The 18,478-nt window shown below is 53.4% G+C and carries 17 protein-coding genes; 11 read left to right on the top strand and 6 right to left on the bottom strand.

Annotated elements, in window-relative coordinates:
- The first annotated feature begins 162 nt into the window (after positions 1 to 162).
- The 7 genes from LVJ83_RS08510 (at position 163) to trxA (ending at position 7,259) form a co-directional block, all read left to right on the top strand.
- Complete coding sequence (locus LVJ83_RS08510) at positions 163 to 588, top strand: YidB family protein (protein WP_244784092.1); 426 nt, start codon at positions 163 to 165, stop codon at positions 586 to 588.
- Between the two features lie 520 nt (positions 589 to 1,108).
- On the top strand, positions 1,109 to 2,278 hold the full coding sequence (gene metZ / locus LVJ83_RS08505) for an O-succinylhomoserine sulfhydrylase (RefSeq protein ID WP_244784091.1): 1,170 nt from the start codon (positions 1,109 to 1,111) through the stop codon (positions 2,276 to 2,278).
- A gap of 181 nt (positions 2,279 to 2,459) precedes the next feature.
- Positions 2,460 to 2,666, top strand: a complete 207-nt coding sequence (locus tag LVJ83_RS08500; protein ID WP_244784090.1) for a DUF2788 domain-containing protein — start codon at positions 2,460 to 2,462, stop codon at positions 2,664 to 2,666.
- Positions 2,667 to 3,015: 349 nt separating this feature from the next.
- A complete protein-coding gene (locus LVJ83_RS08495) occupies positions 3,016 to 4,065 on the top strand; it encodes an ABC transporter permease subunit (protein ID WP_244784089.1) in 1,050 nt (349 codons plus the stop codon).
- A 35-nt stretch (positions 4,066 to 4,100) separates the two neighbouring features.
- Positions 4,101 to 5,129 (top strand): ABC transporter permease, encoded by a 1,029-nt coding sequence (locus tag LVJ83_RS08490; RefSeq protein ID WP_244784088.1) that lies wholly within the window; start codon positions 4,101 to 4,103, stop codon positions 5,127 to 5,129.
- Between the two features lie 165 nt (positions 5,130 to 5,294).
- Positions 5,295 to 6,842, top strand: a complete 1,548-nt coding sequence (locus LVJ83_RS08485; protein WP_244784087.1) for an ABC transporter ATP-binding protein — start codon at positions 5,295 to 5,297, stop codon at positions 6,840 to 6,842.
- Positions 6,843 to 6,932: 90 nt separating this feature from the next.
- Positions 6,933 to 7,259 carry a thioredoxin TrxA gene (gene trxA, locus LVJ83_RS08480; protein ID WP_244784086.1) on the top strand — a complete coding sequence of 109 codons (327 nt, stop codon included), beginning with the start codon at positions 6,933 to 6,935 and terminating at the stop codon, positions 7,257 to 7,259.
- 166 nt (positions 7,260 to 7,425) lie between these two features.
- On the opposite strand, the gene LVJ83_RS08475 is transcribed toward trxA, so the two are convergent.
- The 3 genes from LVJ83_RS08475 to plsY form a co-directional block, all read right to left on the bottom strand.
- The gene (locus tag LVJ83_RS08475; RefSeq protein WP_244784085.1) at positions 7,426 to 7,764 is read right to left on the bottom strand and encodes a cupin domain-containing protein; all 339 of its coding nucleotides are present in this window, start codon (positions 7,762 to 7,764) and stop codon (positions 7,426 to 7,428) included.
- Positions 7,765 to 8,113: 349 nt separating this feature from the next.
- Positions 8,114 to 9,634 carry a patatin-like phospholipase family protein gene (locus LVJ83_RS08470; protein ID WP_244784084.1) on the bottom strand — a complete coding sequence of 507 codons (1,521 nt, stop codon included), beginning with the start codon at positions 9,632 to 9,634 and terminating at the stop codon, positions 8,114 to 8,116.
- A 39-nt stretch (positions 9,635 to 9,673) separates the two neighbouring features.
- Positions 9,674 to 10,282, bottom strand: a complete 609-nt coding sequence (gene plsY / locus LVJ83_RS08465) for a glycerol-3-phosphate 1-O-acyltransferase PlsY (protein ID WP_425315995.1) — start codon at positions 10,280 to 10,282, stop codon at positions 9,674 to 9,676.
- Positions 10,283 to 10,342: 60 nt separating this feature from the next.
- On the opposite strand from plsY, the gene folB reads away from it, so the two are divergent.
- Entirely contained in the window at positions 10,343 to 10,702 is a 360-nt protein-coding gene (gene folB / locus LVJ83_RS08460; RefSeq protein WP_244784083.1) for a dihydroneopterin aldolase, read from the top strand.
- A gap of 157 nt (positions 10,703 to 10,859) precedes the next feature.
- Positions 10,860 to 11,486: an NAD(P)H-hydrate epimerase gene (locus LVJ83_RS08455; RefSeq protein ID WP_244784082.1), complete on the top strand. Its 627-nt coding sequence runs from the start codon at positions 10,860 to 10,862 to the stop codon at positions 11,484 to 11,486.
- A 254-nt stretch (positions 11,487 to 11,740) separates the two neighbouring features.
- Here LVJ83_RS08455 and crcB read toward each other — a convergent pair whose 3' ends face one another.
- Positions 11,741 to 12,121 carry a fluoride efflux transporter CrcB gene (crcB, locus tag LVJ83_RS08450; RefSeq protein ID WP_244784081.1) on the bottom strand — a complete coding sequence of 127 codons (381 nt, stop codon included), beginning with the start codon at positions 12,119 to 12,121 and terminating at the stop codon, positions 11,741 to 11,743.
- Between the two features lie 236 nt (positions 12,122 to 12,357).
- Positions 12,358 to 13,047 (bottom strand): energy-coupling factor ABC transporter permease, encoded by a 690-nt coding sequence (locus tag LVJ83_RS08445; protein WP_244784080.1) that lies wholly within the window; start codon positions 13,045 to 13,047, stop codon positions 12,358 to 12,360.
- A 385-nt stretch (positions 13,048 to 13,432) separates the two neighbouring features.
- On the opposite strand from LVJ83_RS08445, the gene LVJ83_RS08440 reads away from it, so the two are divergent.
- Positions 13,433 to 16,606 (top strand): DNA translocase FtsK, encoded by a 3,174-nt coding sequence (locus LVJ83_RS08440; RefSeq protein WP_244784079.1) that lies wholly within the window; start codon positions 13,433 to 13,435, stop codon positions 16,604 to 16,606.
- Positions 16,607 to 16,793: 187 nt separating this feature from the next.
- The gene (locus tag LVJ83_RS08435) at positions 16,794 to 17,003 is read left to right on the top strand and encodes a hypothetical protein (protein ID WP_244784078.1); all 210 of its coding nucleotides are present in this window, start codon (positions 16,794 to 16,796) and stop codon (positions 17,001 to 17,003) included.
- 69 nt (positions 17,004 to 17,072) lie between these two features.
- Here LVJ83_RS08435 and LVJ83_RS08430 read toward each other — a convergent pair whose 3' ends face one another.
- Positions 17,073 to 18,212, bottom strand: a complete 1,140-nt coding sequence (locus tag LVJ83_RS08430) for a M14 family metallopeptidase (protein ID WP_244787714.1) — start codon at positions 18,210 to 18,212, stop codon at positions 17,073 to 17,075.
- Positions 18,213 to 18,478: the final 266 nt, after the last annotated feature.

Raw genomic sequence — 18,478 nt, 5'->3', positions numbered from 1 at the left:
TAAAAGCCTGCAGACAAGACGGCAAATCTGCGCAGCCTGGCGGTTGTTTCCAACGGATGATGATTAAATCAGGTTAAAACAGATGCAGAATCTGCCGGCTTTGCCTACACTCACGGCTGTTTGAACACATGCTTTTATACTTGGATTAAGGAGCAACACATTATGGCTTTGATGGACAGTTTAATTAATGCAGCCGCTTCGGCGCTCGGCAATCAAAACGGCCAAGGCGGCCAGCAAAATGATGCGATTGCGATGGTGATGGAGCTGGTGCGCCAAAACGGCGGTGTGGGCAATCTGATCAATCAGTTGCAGCAGGGCGGCTTGGGCGGTGCGTTGGAAAGTTGGATTTCCAGCAACAGCGCCAATCAGAGCGTATCCGGCAATGATTTGCAGTCGGCACTCGGCGGCGGTGTGATCGACCAATTGGCCGGCAAGTTCGGCATGAGCGGTCAGCAGGCCGGCGATTTGTTGGCACAATACCTGCCTAATCTGGTTGACAGCGCCACGCCCAACGGCACTGCCCAAGATGCCGACGGCTTCGGCTTAGACGATTTGGCTTCGTTGGTATTGAAAAACCTGGTGAAATAAGCGCCTATATATTGAAGGCCGTCTGAAAATTGTTTTCAGACGGCCTTATGTTTAGCCGTGGCACTTCGGTTGTCAATCATGCTCATTTATAAGATATAGAGATGTTTGCCGGCCCGACAAAGATTTTGCAAAGGTTTTAAATCACTATAGATTCGGTAATTTTAATTCTAAAAATATTTTATTAATTTCTATTTAAAAACAATTGGATTGATTGAAAAGAATGCAGTTGTTTAATTGCCGTTTCTATAGGGTGTTTACCGCTTTTCCCGCTGGCTTGGATAAACATGGTGAAATGAAAAAAGTGCGGCGGCATTGCAGCGCCTTGTCTTGTCATAGCGGCTGTACTGTCTGCGGCCTGTTGCCTTGTATGACTTTTTTCTTCATTCCACTATAGATATCGGCAAATTTGCATCAATCCGGCGCAGGTGGTTGAAAGCAGCTCCGAATAAGCGCAAAATGTTAACGATATTTTCAGGCAGATTCAGCATCTGCCGCCCCGACTGAATTTACGGAAAACACCATGAGCAAAACACTCCACCCCGAAACCCTCGCCATCCGCGGCTTTAAAGAGCAAACCGAATACAACGAACACAATCAGGCGCTGTTTCTCACCAGTAGTTTTATGTGGCCCACCGCCGCCGATGCCGCCGCATTGTTTTCCGGCCAGAAATCAGGCTACACCTACAGCCGCACCGCCAATCCCACCACCGCCACTTTTGCCAAACGCGTGGCGATGCTGGAAGGCGGCGAACACGCTGTTGCTACCGGCACGGGCATGTCGGCGATTCAGGCGGCCTTGCTCACCTTTTTGAGCGCGGGCGACCATCTGATTTGCAGCCGCAGCCTGTTCGGCACCACCATCAATTTGATTGACAACCACATCAAGCGCTTCGGCATCGAAGTGAGCTATGTGTCGCAAACCGATTTGGCCGAATGGCGCGCGGCCGTGAAGCCGAACACAAAAATGTTGTTTCTCGAAACACCCTCCAACCCGCTCAATGAAGTTGCCGATTTGGAAGCCTTGGCGCAAATCGCCCATGATGCCGGCGCGCTTTTAACCGTGGACAATACCTTCCTGACCCCCTTGCTGCAAAAACCGCTGGCGCTGGGCGCGGATATCTCACTGCATTCGGCTACTAAAGCAATCGACGGTCAAGGGCGCGTGCAGGGCGGGGTGGTGGTGGGTAATGCCGAATTGATGAAACAGGTGCAGATGTATATGAACGCCGGCGGTTTGTCGATGGCGCCGTTTCATGCCTGGGTGTTGCTCGGCGGGCTGGAAACCCTGTCGCCGCGCATCGAACGGCAATGCGCCAATGCCGATAAAGTGGCGGCCTGGCTGCGTGGGCAGCCGCAGGTGCTGAATGTGTATCACGCCGGTTTCGGTGATCATCCGCAAGCCGATTTGGTGAAAAAACAGCAAACCGCCGGCGGTATTGTGGTGGCGTTTGAAGTAGACGGCGGCCAAGATGTGGCATGGAAAGTTATTGATTCTGTAGAAATTTTTTCGCGCACGGCCAATCTCGGCGATGCCCGCTCCACCATCACCCACCCGTGGACGACGACGCACGGCAAAATGAGTGCCGAAGCCAAAGAAGCAGCCGGCATCCGCCCGGGCTTGATCCGCCTTTCCATCGGTTTGGAGCATGCCGATGATTTGATTGAGGATTTAAAACAGGCTTTGGCTTGAATGCGGAAAATAAGCTTTCAGACGGCCTGCTGTAGAATAATACCCATTCACAACAGTAAGCTGGCAAGGCGGCGAGCTGAAGACAGTACACATGTACGACAAGGCGAGCCAACGCCGTTAGATTATTTTTGTGAATGGGTATAACAGGCCGTCTGAAATAATTGTGTGATAAGGAAAGATTATGGATGAAGCAGTATTTTCCGAATGGGCATTGAAAATCTGCCTGACGGTTTTGATTATTTTTTTGGGCTTTATTGTTTGGCATTTGGGTAAAGAATCCAAAGCCGGCAAGTTTGGCACTTTTATTCTGTTTTTGGTGTTGGGCTTGGGGGTATTCGGTTTTATTTTCAAAAACGTATTGATTGAGTTTTTTGTGCTGTCGAAATAAGTATATGCGTTTAAAATAACAGATTTTATCATTCACCTGAATGGCCGAATCCGTTATGTCATCATTATTTGAGGCCGTCTGAAACCCATTCACCAAAACGGTGCAGCCCGGATACTTGTATTCGTCAAATCGTATGATTGCTCTGAAATTTCAAATCATTGCCATGTGGTTGGGAATATTCAATTTGAGCATCGACCGGCAGAAGCGACTTGTTTGTGTAGGAGTGGATTTGTCTGTCAGCCTTCTGCCATCCCATTAAAAAGGCCGTCTGAAAGCCGTTGTGGTTTCAGACGGCCTCAATGTTTGCTAACATATATCAAATAGATTGACATACCGAAAGCCGAACCCTATGTGGCGCTATATCTTCCAACGCTTGTTGCTGCTGATTCCCACCTTGCTGGGTATTTTGGCGATTACTTTCGCCATCATCCAGTTTGTGCCCGGCGGGCCGGTGGAGCAGATGGTGCAGCAGCTCAGCGGCGGCACGCCCGGTGCTGAAACGGCGGTGCAGGGCGGCGGTATGGGGCAGGGGCGCGCCCGCATCAGTGCGGAAGATTTGGCCGCACTCAATACGCTCTACGGCTTCGACAAACCGCCGCTGGAGCGCTTCACCGATATGGTTGCCCGTTTTGCTCGTTTTGATTTGGGCGAGAGTTTTTTCCACCATCAAACCGTGTTTGAGCTGGTGAAGCAGAAAATGCCGGTGTCGATGAGTTTGGGCTTGTGGACGTTTTTCCTCACTTATCTTATTTGTATTCCGCTGGGCATTATGAAAGCGGTGCGTGACGGCTCGCGCTTTGATGCGGCCACCGGCATGGTAATTTTGGTGGGCTACACCATTCCGCCGTTTGTGCTCGGGCTGGTGCTGTTGGTTTTGTTTGGCGGCGGCAGCTTTTTTTCGTGGTTTCCGCAGGGCGGATTGGTGAGCGACGATTGGCAGGCAATGAGCTGGCCGATGCGGATTAAAGATTACCTCTGGCATATGGTGCTGCCGGTAACTGCTTCGGTGGCGGGCAATCTGGCGGTGATGACGGTGCTCACCAAAAACGTGTTTCTCGAAGAAATCCGCCGCCAATACGTTTACACCGCGCGCGCCAAAGGCTTGCCGGAGCGGCAGATTTTGCTGAAACACGTGTTCCGCAACGCCATGATTCCATTGATTACCGGCTTTCCCGCCGCTTTTATCGGCGCGTTTTTCACCGGCAGCATTTTGATTGAAACCCTGTTTTCGCTCGACGGCTTAGGCCTGCTTTCCTACGAAGCGGTGATGAAGCGCGATTATCCGGTGGTGATGGGCACGCTGTATGTGTTTACCTTGATGGGCTTGTTGGCGAAATTATTGTCGGACATTTCCTATTCGTGGGTCGACCCGCGCATTCATTTCGGCGGACAGAAATAAGTTTTCAGACGGCCTCAACCATAAAGTTAAGATTCATGCAGCCAAACCATTCTCCTACATCTGCCTGGCAGGCGTTCAAACAACATAAACGCGGCATGCGGGCATTGCGTTTGCTGGCCGTATTGTTTGCGCTGGCATTGCTGGCGCCTTTGTGGAGCAACGACAAACCTTTATGGGTGAGCTATCAGGGCAGCTATTATTTTCCGCTGCTGAAAAATTATCATGAAACCGCGTTCGGCGGCGATTTCGACACCCCCGCCGACTATCTCGATCCGCTGATCAGCCGCAACATCACTTCAGACGGCAACCATGCCGTGTATCCGCCCAATCCTTATGCCGCCAACACCCTTAATGATTTCGACACCCAACCCGACCCTGCCTCTCCTTCCCGACAGCATTGGCTCGGCACCGACGACCGCGGCCGCGATGTGTTGGCGCGCTTGGTGTACGGCTTTCGCGATTCGCTCTTGTTTGCCTTAGCGCTCACCGCCGTCACCACAATAATCGGCGTGTTTGCCGGAGCGGTGCAGGGTTATTTCGGCGGTAAGGTTGATTTGCTGATGCAGCGTTTTTTGGAAATCTGGGGCGGCTTGCCGGAGCTTTACCTGCTGATTATCCTCTCATCTTTTTTCAACCCCGGCCTGCTGGTGTTGCTGGCGATACTGGCGCTGTTTGGCTGGATGGGTTTATCAGACTATGTGCGCGCCGAGTTTTTGAAAAACCGCCAGGCTGATTATGTGCTCGCGGCCAAAAGCATGGGCGTGGCTGACCGCACGATTATGTGGCGGCATATTCTGCCCAACAGCCTCACGCCGGTGCTGGCATTTTTGCCGTTTCGGATTTCAGGCGCAGTATTGGCGCTCACCAGCTTAGACTTTTTGGGCTTGGGCGTGCCTGCTTCACAAGCCAGCTTGGGCGAACTGCTGGCGCAGGGCAAGGATAATCTTGATGCTTGGTGGATAGGCTTGTCTGCCGTGGGTGCGTTGACGCTGATGCTGCTGTTGCTGGTGATGATTGGTGAAGGGCTGCGGCAGGCATTTGATGTGCGGACGCGCAGCGGTTGATTTTTTTATCTGCGGTTTGCTATAGATTCGGCAATTTTAATTCTAAAAATATTTTTTTAATTTCTATTTAAAAACAATTAGATTGATTGAAAAGAATGCAGTTATTTAATTGTCGTTTCTATAAGTAAAGCACCATTCATTGAATCAAGGCCGTCTGAAAATAAAGTGCTTATGAATATCCTCGAAATCGAAAATCTCAACGCCGCGTTTCCCGGCAAACAGGTATTGCACGACATCAACCTCACCATCAGGCGCGGCCGCAAACTGGCGGTGGTGGGGGAGAGCGGCAGCGGCAAAACCGTGTTGGCGCAAGGGATTATGCAGCTTAATCCGGCGGTATCGTTTACAGGCCGTCTGAAAATTAACGGCGAAAACCTGCTCGATAAAACGCCGCGCCAATTGCAAAAGCTGCGCGGCAAAAGCATCGGCATGGTATTTCAAGAGCCGATGACGGCGCTTAATCCGGTGATGCGGGTGGGCAAACAGATTGCCGAAGTGCTCACGCTGCATTTGGGTTTGCCGCCCAAACAAGCGTGGCAGCGGGCGGTGGCTTTGCTGGAGCAAACCGGCATTCATGAGCCGCAAGCAAAAGCCTTGGCTTATCCGTTTGAGCTTTCGGGCGGCCAGCGCCAGCGCTCAATGATTGCGATGGCGCTGGCGGCCGAGCCGCAGCTGTTGATTGCCGACGAACCGACCACGGCGCTGGATGTGGCGGTGCAGGCGCAGATTCTCGATTTGTTGTCGCGCCTGCAAGCCGAACACAATATGACCATGCTCTACATCACCCATGATTTGAATTTGGTGCGCCGTTTTGCCGATGATGTGGCGGTGATGCGCGGCGGGCGGATTGTGGAGCAGGGCAGCGCAGAGGCGGTGTTTGCCGACCCACAGCACGAATACACCAAAATGCTGCTCGGTATCGGCGCCAAACGGCAGGTGCAAACCTTGCCGAAGGAGGCGGCAACGGTATTGGCCGCGGAAAACATCAGCGTGGCAGTTGTCGAGCGGGCAGGTTGGTTTAAAAAGCGCGAAAAGGTATTGTTGCAACCGCTGTCGTTTGATTTGAAAGCGGGCGAAACGCTGGGCATTATCGGCGAGAGCGGCAGCGGCAAAACCACATTGGCCAAAGCCATCATGCGGCTGATGCCTTCAACAGGCCGTCTGAACATCAACGGCAAACCGTGGCGGCCCGAAAGCCGGCGTGCCGTTCAAATGGTGTTTCAAGACCCGTTCGGTGCGTTTAATCCGCGCATGAATGTGTTTGACATCGTGTCCGAAGCGTTGCGTGTGTATGAACCGGAAATGAGCCAAGAGGCCATGCGGCAGCGGGTGCGCGAGGTATTGCGGCAGGTGGGGTTGGACGACGATATCTTAGGCCGTTATCCGCATGCGTTTTCCGGCGGCCAGCGACAGCGGCTGGCGATTGCGCGGGCGATTATCGTGCGCCCGCAAGTGTTGGTGCTTGATGAGCCGACCAGCGCGCTGGATGTGCAGTGGCAGCAGCAGATTCTGGAGCTGCTCGCCGGCCTGCAACGCAGATACGGCTTGAGCTTAATCATCATCAGCCACGATTTGGCGGTAATCCGCGCCCTGTCGCACCGCGTTTTGGTGTTGAAAGACGGGCGTGTGGTAGAGGCCGGCGAAGTGGAAAAAGTGTTTGTCAAACCTGATGCGGATTATACGAAAAAACTATTGCTGCATGCCGCCCCTTGAAATTTCCACCCGAAACCCCTATTCTAGATGCAGAAAGTCATCCATCCGAATGGGCATTTTCTGCCCGTTCACTTTAATAAGGAAAATACCATGAGCGACTTAATCGTACACGCCACCGACACTTCTTTCGAACAAGACGTATTGAAATCAGACGTACCCGTATTGCTGGATTTTTGGGCGCCGTGGTGCGGTCCCTGCAAAATGATCGCCCCGATTCTGGACGAAGTGGCCGCCGAATTCGACGGTAAATTGAAAGTGGTTAAAATCAATATCGATGAAAACGAGCAAACTCCGTCACAATTCGGCGTTCGCGGCATTCCCACGCTGATGGTGTTTAAAGACGGCAAAAACGTGGCCACCAAAGTGGGTGCGCTGGCAAAAGGCCAATTGGTGGCATTTGTTAACGCATCTATCTGATTTTTATTATAAAAGGCCGTCTGAAAGCATTTCAGACGGCCTTTTTTTGTCCGGCAGATTTGATACGCTTTCACAAAAGTAAGTTAAACAAGACGGCGAATCGAAGGCAGTGCAACGAGTATGGCAAGGTAAGCCAACGCCGTTAGGTTGTTTTTGTGAATGGGTATTACAGACAGCAGTTGCCGAAACGCAATTTTTTGCTGAATACCAAATCGTGCGTCAGTTGTTTGAATACCAAAATGGTGGTGTTGTTCTCCAGCGCGCGGATGCTGTGGGTTTCGTTCGGCTCGATGCGCACCACTTGCAGGCCTTGGGTTTCAATGCTTTCTTGTTCGGTAACAATCTGCGCACTGCCGTTGAGCACGATTAATAAAATGATTGCATCGCTCTGATAAGGCGGAATTTCATTGTCTTTTTGCAAGGCCAGTTGCACCAGCTCCTGGTCGTCGTCGCGGGCAATTACTCCGCCGAGCAGAGCTTTCGGGTCGAGAATATATTGTTTCATGGCGAGAATCCTGATGGAAAGAAAATAACAAAACTGCTTGAATTATAGAATTCTCTTTTGGAACGGGGCAACAGCAAAACACCGGCCGGTAGCTTTTTTCAGACGGCCTTTTGATATAAAGCAAAATAATAATGTTTTAATAAAGTGGGGATGGGGCATTCGGCGTGAAGCCATAGCTATACCCTGTGCCGCCATTTTTCAATTCGATAATGGCGGTGGCGATGATCAGGATAAGAATGGTCGGAATACCCTAAGGCTTTCCGACCATTCTTTATTAATCATCATTTTGTTAACCGGCAGATGCGTTTTCAGGAGCAAAAACACCTTCATCAACGTGTGGTCAGACACCCTAATCTACAGCAGAGGCCGCTTCAAACAGCGCATCATAACCCTGCATCTGCTCACGGCTGGGCGGTTGCACCGGGCCTTCGCCCACAAACCAAACCGGTTGGGAGACCGGCTCCGGTTCGGCAGGCGGGGCGGCCAAGGCTTCGAGCAGGCGGTTGTATTCTTTCGAGCGGCGCAAAAGCACCCGTGCAGATTCTTTCAAATCATTCACATGATTGCCCGGCAGATAAAAGCTGGTGGAAATATTGAGCACGTTTTCACGCAATTGCGATTCAGGCAAATCGCGCAGGTTGAGGCTGATGAAATACATATTGACTTCATGGCCGCTATTGCTGCGGGCTTCTTCGTTCCAGCGGTCGGTAAAGGCACGGAAGCGGCGCAGCGATTCTTGCGAATATTGGTCGATGGGGATATTGATAATCGCATTCAGCACCTCGGTTACGCCCGGCACTGCCGCGCTTTGGTCGATTTGGCTGGCCAGCTGGTTTTGCGCATTGACGTTGATGACCACGATTTTGTTGACCGTGCCGTCGTTAAATTGGCGGTAAACCATATTGTCGGAATAGATTTCGGTTGTGTCCAACAGGCTGCGCAAGCCCAGATTATCGGTGAGGCCGCCGTCTAAAAGATGGATATACGGCCGCTCGCTGCTGTTGCTGTAGTCTTGCAGCCGGTTGCCGAATTCGCGGCGGGTTTTGCTTTGCAGTTTGTCGGGGTCGGTTTCGGCGGCCTGCTTGATTTCGCGGGGCAGGGTGTAGCCGCAGTTACCGCCGTTATTGTTTAAGGTAATCGGCGCGAACACCAGCGGCACGGCGCTGGATGCAGCCACTGCGCGTGCCAGCGGTAAGGCTGATAAATCGAGGCACATGGCATCGAAATACTCTTGGGTAAAGTCAATACGGCTGCCCCGCGACATATCGGTGGCGCTGATCATCACAAACGGCCCTTTGCGGTGTTTTTCCAAATCGCCGAATGTGGCATTGCGAAACAGGCTGCTTTCAAATTGTTCTTGCAGCAAATCGCCGCGGCCGAATTCGGGCGAAGTAAGCCGCGGCAGGTTGGCCGCCGAAAACACTTGTTTGGCCACCTGGCGCTGGAAATTCTGCTTGAGAAAACGGCGCTCGAACGAGGGAATGGTGTCTTTGCCGTGCAGTGAAAAATAGGCGGCCAACACCGATCCGCCCGACACGCCGGTAACCAAGTCGATTTGCTCGATCAGGCTGCTTTCTTTGCCGTTTACCCAGATTTTCTGCTTGTTGAGCTCTTCCAGCACACCGTAGCCCAATGCCGCCGCCCGGGTGCCGCCGCCTGAAAACATCAGCACCACCAGCATATCGTTTTCGGCAGCGTCGCGTTTTTCGTCCATCACTTTTTGCAGCCGGTAGCCGCTGTTCAAATCCACTTTGGAAATGGTTTTCAGCGGTTGATATTGCACCAGCGAGCAGGCCGACAAAGCCAGCACGGCGGATACGGCCAGGCTTTTTTTCAACAGGCCGTCTGAAAGTGGTTTGCGTGTTTTCATGGCAGTTTTTCTATATGTTTATCAGGAAAACAAGGGCGCTTATTCGGTTTTCTCGCCGATTTTACCCTCTTTGCCGCTGAGCAGGTTGCGGATATTGCTCTGATGACGGAATAAAACCAGCAGAGCGATGATCAGCGTGGCCCACACCCAAGAGGGGTGCGGCATTAAAAAATAAGCCGCCACCGGGCTGACCGCGGTTGCCGCCAATGCCGCCAGCGATGAAACCTTGAAGCCGAACGCCATCACCAGCCACACCAGCGCACACACCAACGCCACCGGCCACGATAAGGCCAGCAGCACGCCCAGCGCCGTTGCCACGCCTTTACCGCCTTTGAAGCTGAAAAACACCGGCCACATATGCCCCACCAACGCCGCCACCGCCACCGCCGCAACAGTGGCATCGCCCAGCCCCAGCGAATCTTGCAGCGCTCTGGCCAGCCATACTGCCGCCAGGCCTTTCAGTGCATCGCCCACAAGTGTGAGCGCCGCGGCTTTTTTCTTACCGCTGCGCAGCACGTTGGTGGCGCCCGGGTTGCCCGAGCCGTAAGTGCGCGGGTCGTCCATGCCGTAAAATTTCGACACGATAACGGCAAACGAAAGCGAACCGATGAGATAAGCGGCCAGCACGGCCAGTAAATTTAGCAGCATTGCGAATACTTTTGATTTAGAATGAAGCGGTGATTCTAACGTGAAACGGCGCAAAACAAAATGGATAAAATCTTTTTGCACGGCATGAAAGCCGATACGCTTATCGGGGTATACGGCTGGGAGCGCGAGCAGATGCAAACGCTGCTGATTGATCTGGACATCGGCGTGGCCGAAAAATCGGCACAATCCGACCATATCGACGACACCATTCATTATGGCGATGTCTGCGAAGCCGTGCGCCAAAGCTTGCGCGAGCAAAGCTTTTTGCTGCTGGAAGCGCTGGCCGAACACATTGCCGAATTGGTATTGCAGGATTTCGGCGCCGTATGGGTGCGTGTGCGCGTGGTCAAGCCGGGCATTTTGGCTAATGTGCGCGAAGTCGGGGTAGAAATCGAACGCCGTGCCGCTGCCGACGAATAATACCCATTCACAAAAGTAAGCTGAAGCGAGCACGCTGTTAGATAAATGTTGTGAATGGGGATAAATTTCAGACGGCCTGCTTTATCATATTTCCGCAACCTGTCTGCGCTATGATTAACACAGTGAACCTGAGGCCGTCTGAACTGCGGAGGAATGTATGAAAGTTTATACTGCCGAACAAATGCGCCGGCACGAGCAAATGGCTGTGGATGCCGGCACCAGCTTTGAGCAGCTGATGGAAAATGCCGGCCGGGCGGCCGCCGCCGATATTTTGCAGCGCCACCCAGAGCCGGGGCGGGGGCTGGTGGTATGCGGCAAAGGCAATAACGGCGGCGACGGCCTGGTTATCGCGCGGATTTTGCAGGCGCAGGGCTGGCATTGCAGCATTGTGTTTTTGCTCGGCAGCGAATTATCCGAGTTGGCCGAATCCAACCGCCGCCGCCTGCTGCCGTTGGCAGATGTTGATTTTATAACCGCCGAGTCGCTGCCCGAATATCTGCAACAAAGGTGCGACATCATTATCGAAGGCATATTCGGCACCGGCTTCAGCGGCAAATTGCCGGCAGAAGTGGCGGCCTGCTGCCGTTTGCTCAACCGTTCAGACGGCCTCAAAATCGCGTTGGATATTCCCACCGGCTTAAACGGCGATACTGCCGAAACCGATGCTGATGTTTTCTGCGCCGATATCACTTATACCTTTGCCGCCTACAAGCCGGCGCATCTTACCGATGCCGGGCAGGCGGTGTGCGGCGAAATTATCTGTTTGGATATCGGCATCGGGTAAGCGCTGCTAGGGTGTCCGGACAATTTGTTTATGAGGGGATTTTTGTTCCTGAAAATGCAGATGCCAGGCAAAAAAAACGCAGCAAGATAGGACATCTTGCGAGGCTTTTTAACGCAGCAGATGCGTTTTCAGGGGCTAAAAAGCACCCGTAAATCGAATTGTCCGGACACCCTAGGGTGTGCTGACAATTCAGAATTATTCAGATTTTTTGTGCAAAAAGCACTCATCAATCGAATGCCCGGGATACCCCAGGTTCAAGCCCGCCAAAAGGCAACGGTGAACATGCCCGCTGCGGTTAATAGCAGCGAGCCGAGCAGGTGCAGCGAAATCGTGGCCAGGGCGGCACCCCAACGTTGCGCCTGCAACATGCCGACCACTTCCAACGAAAAGCCCGAAAAAGTGGTGAGGCTGCCTAAAAACCCCGTGATCACCAGCAAACGCCAGTGCGACGGCAGCATTTCGGTATGCATCACCAGCGCAGCCGCTATGCCGATAAGGTAAGCGCCCAGCCAATTGGCCGCCAGTGTGCCCAATGCCATTGAGGACGAGGCTGATGCCAGCCACAAACCCAATGCCCAACGTAAAACGGCGCCTATGGCAGCGCCGGCGGCAATCATGATAATGTGTGTCAACATAGGGTTGGTTTCCCAGGGTGCAGTGTTGTTTGATTTAAATACCGACATGTTGTGTTAGGGTGTCCGGACAATTCGATTTACGGGTGCTTTTTGCCCCCTGAAAACGCATCTGCTGCGTTAAAAAGCCTCGCAAGATGTCCAATCTTGCTGCGTTTTTTGCCTTGCATCTGCATTTCCAGGAACAAAAATCCCCTCATAAACGAATTGTCAGGACACCCTAGGCCGTCTGAAAATTTTTAAGCTTTCCAGATTTCATTGCGCTGTTGTAAGTAATGCCCATCATCAAAAGTAATCAACCATTGCGGCGCCAATGCCACAAAAACGGCGGTAAAAATGCCGGTGAGAAAAGCTTCCCCCCAAGCGAGCAGGAAAAACACCGGAAAAGCCCCGCGCCATAATGTTTCGGCAGAATACACCGCGGCGGCCTGCAAGGCGGCAACCAATAATGCGCCGGTAAACAGCAGCCCCAAAGCGGCCGAGATAAAGCCGTTGACAAAAATATAAATAAATAAGTTCGGCGGCAGCTTGGTGCAACAGCGGCGCAACCATAGGTTGACCGAAATGGCGGGCAGCAGCAACAGCAGGGCATTCAATCCGACAACATGCAGATTGCCCGCGCCGTGCAGCAGCCAGGTGTAGGGCAGCAGCATCAGCGTGCCCAGCCATAAAGCGGCCGGTGCGCCCACCATCAGCGTAATCAGGCTGATGCCGAGCAGATGGTAGGTGATGCCGGCCAAATGGCCGCTGCCCAATTCCACATGCAAGCCCCACAGCACCGCCAATATCAACACCGCACCGGCCGCCGCAGCCGGACGCCCGGCTACTGCCAAACAGGCCGGTTTGGCGGCAGCAGCCAGCAGCAGAAGCAAGATGCCGTTGGCAACATGCAGGGTAAACGGGTCGAACCAATGGGCAAGAAAATTCATGACAATATCCGATAAAAGCGCAATTTGCTTGAATAAACGGTTTCAGACGGCCTGTAGACATTCTGAAGATTTGATTGGCAGATCTTTTGCCCGATACGTTGTCCGGGCAAATGTTCACCCTTGAATAATCGGAGTAACAAACAGCAGGTGCGGATTTTATGGCACCGGGTGTTTGGCCGGCCTGTTTTGCCGTGCCATCCGCACAGTTTTCCATCCGCTGCTTTATGGGTCTGCTTTGTTTGAATGACTATGATGCCGCTGCGACCGTCTGCATTATACGCCGAATCGGGCAGGGCAGAAGCGGGCGCGTTAAAGCAGTTCTGTTTAAGCCGAAAACACGCTAAAATAACCACTTTGCCGAAACCAACTTAAGGCTGCCGTATTTATGTTGTGGACGTTGTTACTGATTATCTTACTGTGCGCGATTGCCGGCGTATTGTGGTGGCGTTACCGCCAAGAGCAGGAATGGTTGCGCGAACTCACTTATCTGAGCCGCCACGAAGCCGCGCCGGATGCCGTTGAAGCAGAAGGCGTGAAGCAGCCTAAAGTATTGCGCGGTGTGGAGCCTAATCTGCAAAACATCCGCCAAAGCCACAAGGCAGCTGAAGAGGCCAAAGCGGTATACGATAAAACCGTGGCCAAATTCCGCGCACTCTCGCCCAAACACAGCCGCAAGCTGGATGCCACTTCAGGCTTGGGCCGACGGGTTGGCGCCCATACGGATGACGGGCTGGAAGAGCTGCCGATTTTTGCCGCCGCACCGAAAGCAGATGATATTGCCGAAGTAGCCGAAGTAGAAGATGCACCGGTGCGGGCTTTAAAACCGGAACCGCTGCCGCCGGCGCCCGAGCAAGCAGCAGAGCAAGCGACAGCCGCCGCTGTTTCCGGCCATGATATTCCCATGTTCGGCGCAGTGGTGCCGCCGGTGTCGCAGCAGAGCGAGCGCGCATTGCCGCGTGCCAAAGCGATTGCACCGGCCGCTTATGTGCATTTTGAAGAGAGCGAATACCGGCCTGCCAAAGTGGTGGATGCCGCTTTGCCGGTGATTACGCTGGAAGAGGCCACCCGCGCGTTAAACGAAATACCGCTGGCGGAGCTGGCCGAAAAAGAAACCGTTGCCCGACCGCCTGAGCCGGTTTCCAAGCCCACGCCCGATATGGAAGTGGTTGAATTAAACTGGCAGTTTAAGCCCGCACTCGAAGCGGCCGCGCCGCCCAAACCGCCGGTAGAACCCAAAATCATCAGCCCCAACGACCCGGCGGTGGTGCGCACGCGCGAGCGGGTGTTGTCTGAAGTGCAAAAGCTCACTCATGACGTGCCCCGCAGCGAAATCACCCAATCGGTGGCACAAGCCTTAAATAACCCCGAAACCATCGGTGTGGAAGACATCCGCACCAATCTGATGCGCCAGCGTATGGCGCGCCGCCGTCAGGCATCGGCTCAAGCACCGGTGCAAACGGTGGTGCAGCCCAATGTGATTCCCGAAGGCGAGGTGTTTGCCAATTTGGCCAAAACCGATTCGCCGGTCAACCGCCAGCGCATCCGTCGTGTCAACACCGCAACGCGTGAGAGCGTGATTCCCGATGCCGCCCGTGTCGAGCAGAGCCATGCCATCAAGCTGCAAACGCCTAAAAGCACGGCGCCGATTTCCACCCGCTTTACGCCGTATGCCGCCGCCGTTGCGGCGGGCATGCCTGCTCCTGATGCGATGATTGTCGAGCCGCCGCCGGTGCCCGAAGTCAGCTTGCCGCCCATCGATATTCCCGAACCGCCGGCATTCAGCAGCCATTATGATGTGGAAGAAATGCGCCCGATGCCGTCTGAAAGCTTACCGGCGCAAGTTAACGCACATGTCAGCGATACGCCCAGCTGGTCGATTACCGACCGTTTGATTAGCGAATCGGCCCCCGTAGACGCCGAAGACAGCGGGTTGCCGACACCTGTTCAGACGGCCTCTGCTTATGCGGAACCCGCGCCGTGGCAGGATTATCCGGCAAGCGATGAAGCGGATACCGCCGCGATAGAGATGAGGCCGTCTGAAGCCACACCGTATGCCCAAGAAGCAACGCAGCTGCCGACCGTGGCTTTGCTGCAACCGCCCCAGTTTGACCACAGCGCCATGCAAACCGAAGATGCCTTGCTGGAAAACAGCATCACCATCGAAGAGAAATTGGCCGAATTCAAGGTAAAAGTGAAGGTGATGGATGCTTATTCGGGGCCGGTGATTACCCGTTACGAAATCGAGCCTGATGTCGGCGTGCGCGGCAATGCAGTGCTGAATCTCGAAAAAGATTTGGCGCGCTCGCTCGGCGTGGCTTCTATCCGCGTGGTGGAAACCATTCCCGGCAAAACCTGCATGGGGCTGGAGCTGCCCAATCCCAAACGGCAGATGATACGCTTGAGTGAAATCTTTAATGCCCCGGTGTTTCAAGAGTCAAAATCGAAGCTTACTTTGGCATTAGGGCAAGATATTACCGGCCAGCCGGTGGTCACCGATTTGGCCAAAGCGCCGCATTTGCTGGTGGCGGGCACGACCGGTTCGGGTAAGTCGGTGGGGGTGAACGCGATGATTCTGTCTATGCTGTTCAAAGCCACGCCTGAAGAAGTGCGCATGATTATGATCGACCCGAAAATGCTCGAATTGAGCATTTACGAAGGCATTCCGCATCTGCTCGCTCCGGTAGTAACCGACATGAAGCTGGCTGCAAATGCACTCAATTGGTGTGTGAACGAAATGGAGAAACGCTACCGCCTGATGAGCCATATGGGCGTGCGTAATCTGGCCGGCTTCAACCAAAAAGTGGCCGATGCGGCGGCACGCGGCGAAACCCTGGCCAATCCTTTCTCACTCACCCCCGATCATCCCGAGCCGTTGGAAAAACTGCCGTTTATTGTGGTGGTGGTGGATGAGTTTGCCGATTTGATGATGACGGCGGGCAAAAAAATCGAAGAGCTGATTGCCCGTTTGGCACAAAAAGCCCGCGCGGCCGGCATCCATTTGATTTTGGCCACCCAGCGCCCCAGCGTAGACGTGATTACCGGCCTGATTAAGGCCAATATTCCCACCCGTCTGGCATTTCAAGTGTCAAGCAAGGTAGACAGCCGCACTATTCTCGACCAAATGGGGGCGGAAAACCTGCTCGGTCAGGGCGATATGCTGTTTTTGCCGCCGGGCACAGGCTACCCGCAGCGCGTACACGGCGCATTTGTGGCGGATGATGAAGTGCATCATGTGGTGGAATACCTGAAACAATTCGGCGAGCCGGATTATATCGACGATATTCTGACTTCCGGTGTGGGCGGCGATGATATGTTCAGCAATGCCAACAGCGGCCGCAATAACGACGGTGAGCAAGACCCGATGTATGACGATGCCGTGGCGTGTGTGTTGAAAACCCGTAAAGCCACGATTTCTTCGGTGCAGCGGTATTTACGCATCGGCTACAACCGAGCCGCCCGCTTGATTGATCAAATGGAGGCGGACGGTATTGTGTCGGCGCCGGAAAGCAACGGCAACCGCACCATTTTGGCACAAAGCACCGAGCATTTGGACGGATAGAAAGTTGCCAAGAGGCTGCAATGCTGCACTAAATCTTCAGGCCGTCTGAATATTTTCAGACGGCCTGAAGATTTATTGTATGCAACATGTGATTTGGTATTATCCGGCAGCATCCGCTTGCTGTAGCAACATTCTGTTCCCTCTCCATTCCGGCGGGAAAGGATTAGGGTATGCTGACCATTCGTTTATGAGGGGATTTTTGTTCCTGGAAATGCAGATGCAAGGCAAAAAACGCAGCAAGATTGGGTATCTTGCGAGGCTTTTTAACGCAGCAGATGCGTTTTCAGGGGCAGAAAGCACCCATAAATCGAATGGTCAGAACCCCTTAGGGTGGGGGGCACTTGTGCACCCTCTTTATGTGCCTTTTGCGGGCAAATTAAGTGATACATTTCTCTGAGTGATTGTATGTTTCTTAACTGTATTCCTTTAAATCTCAATTCATTGCTACAGCATGCAAATCACTGTTTTACTGTGCCGGGCGCAACACAGGCAAGACGTTTAACACCGCCGAAAGCATGGCTTCGCCCAGCCGCAATGAGCGTTGGCCGTTCCAGCCGAAATCATCATCGGGCAGGTTGAGGTTGTCTTTAAACGGCATTTCCAAGGTATAGGCCAAGCAGCCGAAGTTTTCGCCTACCCAAGCGGTGGCCATGCTGAGGTTGGCCTCGCCGGGGGCATCTTTTTCATAGCCGTGCTCGTCTTGAAAGTCGGGGCTGGCGGCTTTCAGAGCAGTTTTGAAGCGGCTTTCTAGCGCAGCAATGTGCGGGTTGTAGCTTGGCACGCCTTCGGTGCCGGCCACAAACACATACGGAATCGCTTCATCGCCGTGGATGTCGAGAAACAGGTCTACGCCGGTTTCCTGCATTTTTTCGCGCACATAATATACTTCGGGGCTGTTTTCGATGCTGGGCGAGTGCCATTCGCGGTTGAGGTTGGCGCCGGCGGCATTGGTACGCAGATTGCCCAGCGCCGAGCCGTCGGGATTCATATTCGGCACCACGTAAAACGTTGCCTGATCGAGCAGGGCGCGGGCGGTGGGGTCTTGCGGGTCGAGCAAGCGGGCGAGCAGGCCTTCGGTAAACCATTCGGCCATGGTTTCGCCCGGATGCTGGCGCGCAATAACCCATACTTTCAAATCGCTTTCCACCTGATTGCCGATGGTCAGCAGGTTCATGTCGCGGCCTTGCACCGTGCTGCCCAAATCGTCGATTTGGCACAGGCCGCTGCCTTGTGCATCGCCTAAAAGATTGAGGTGCTGCTCGCTGGAATAAGGTTCGAAGTAAGCATAGTAAATGCTGTTGGCCAAGGGTGTGTGTTCGATGGTGAGCACGCCGTTTTCATAACGGGTCGGCACTCGGAACCAGTTTTGGCGGTCGTAAGAAGCGCATGCCTGATAGTCTTCCCAACCTTCGGGGTAGGCGGCTTCGGCGGCGTTGTCAAAGTGCATGATGCAGTTTTGATAGGCGGCACCTTGCAGGCGGAAGTAAAACCATTGGGCGAAATCGGAAGCGTTGTCGGGGCGCAGTTTGAGGCGGATGTTTTGCGGATCGCTCAAGTCGCTTACGGTAACGGCGCCTGCATCAAATTGGGTACTGATTTTCATAATCGGGCTTTAGCTTTGTCAAATAAATCGTATAACGGGGTATTGTACTGCTTTTTGCGATATTTTTGCCATTGCTTTACTTTAATCCGGGCTGATGGCTTGGTTTGGCAGGCATAAACCGCTATGTTGCCGTTTGCGTGATCAGGGCGCTTCAAGTTGCTGTTGTGTTTGGCGGCGGAGGGTGTAGGGGCTGGCAACAAATTGTGGGATGCTCAAGTATTTGTTGGTTTTGCTTTATAATAAAAGCTCTTTTTTCAGACGGCCTTTGA

This window comes from Uruburuella testudinis, from assembly GCF_022870865.1.
Classification (GTDB): Bacteria; Pseudomonadota; Gammaproteobacteria; order Burkholderiales; family Neisseriaceae; genus Neisseria; species Neisseria testudinis.
Note: the sequence above shows the minus strand (reverse complement) of the source record. Positions and strands in the feature narration are given on the sequence as shown.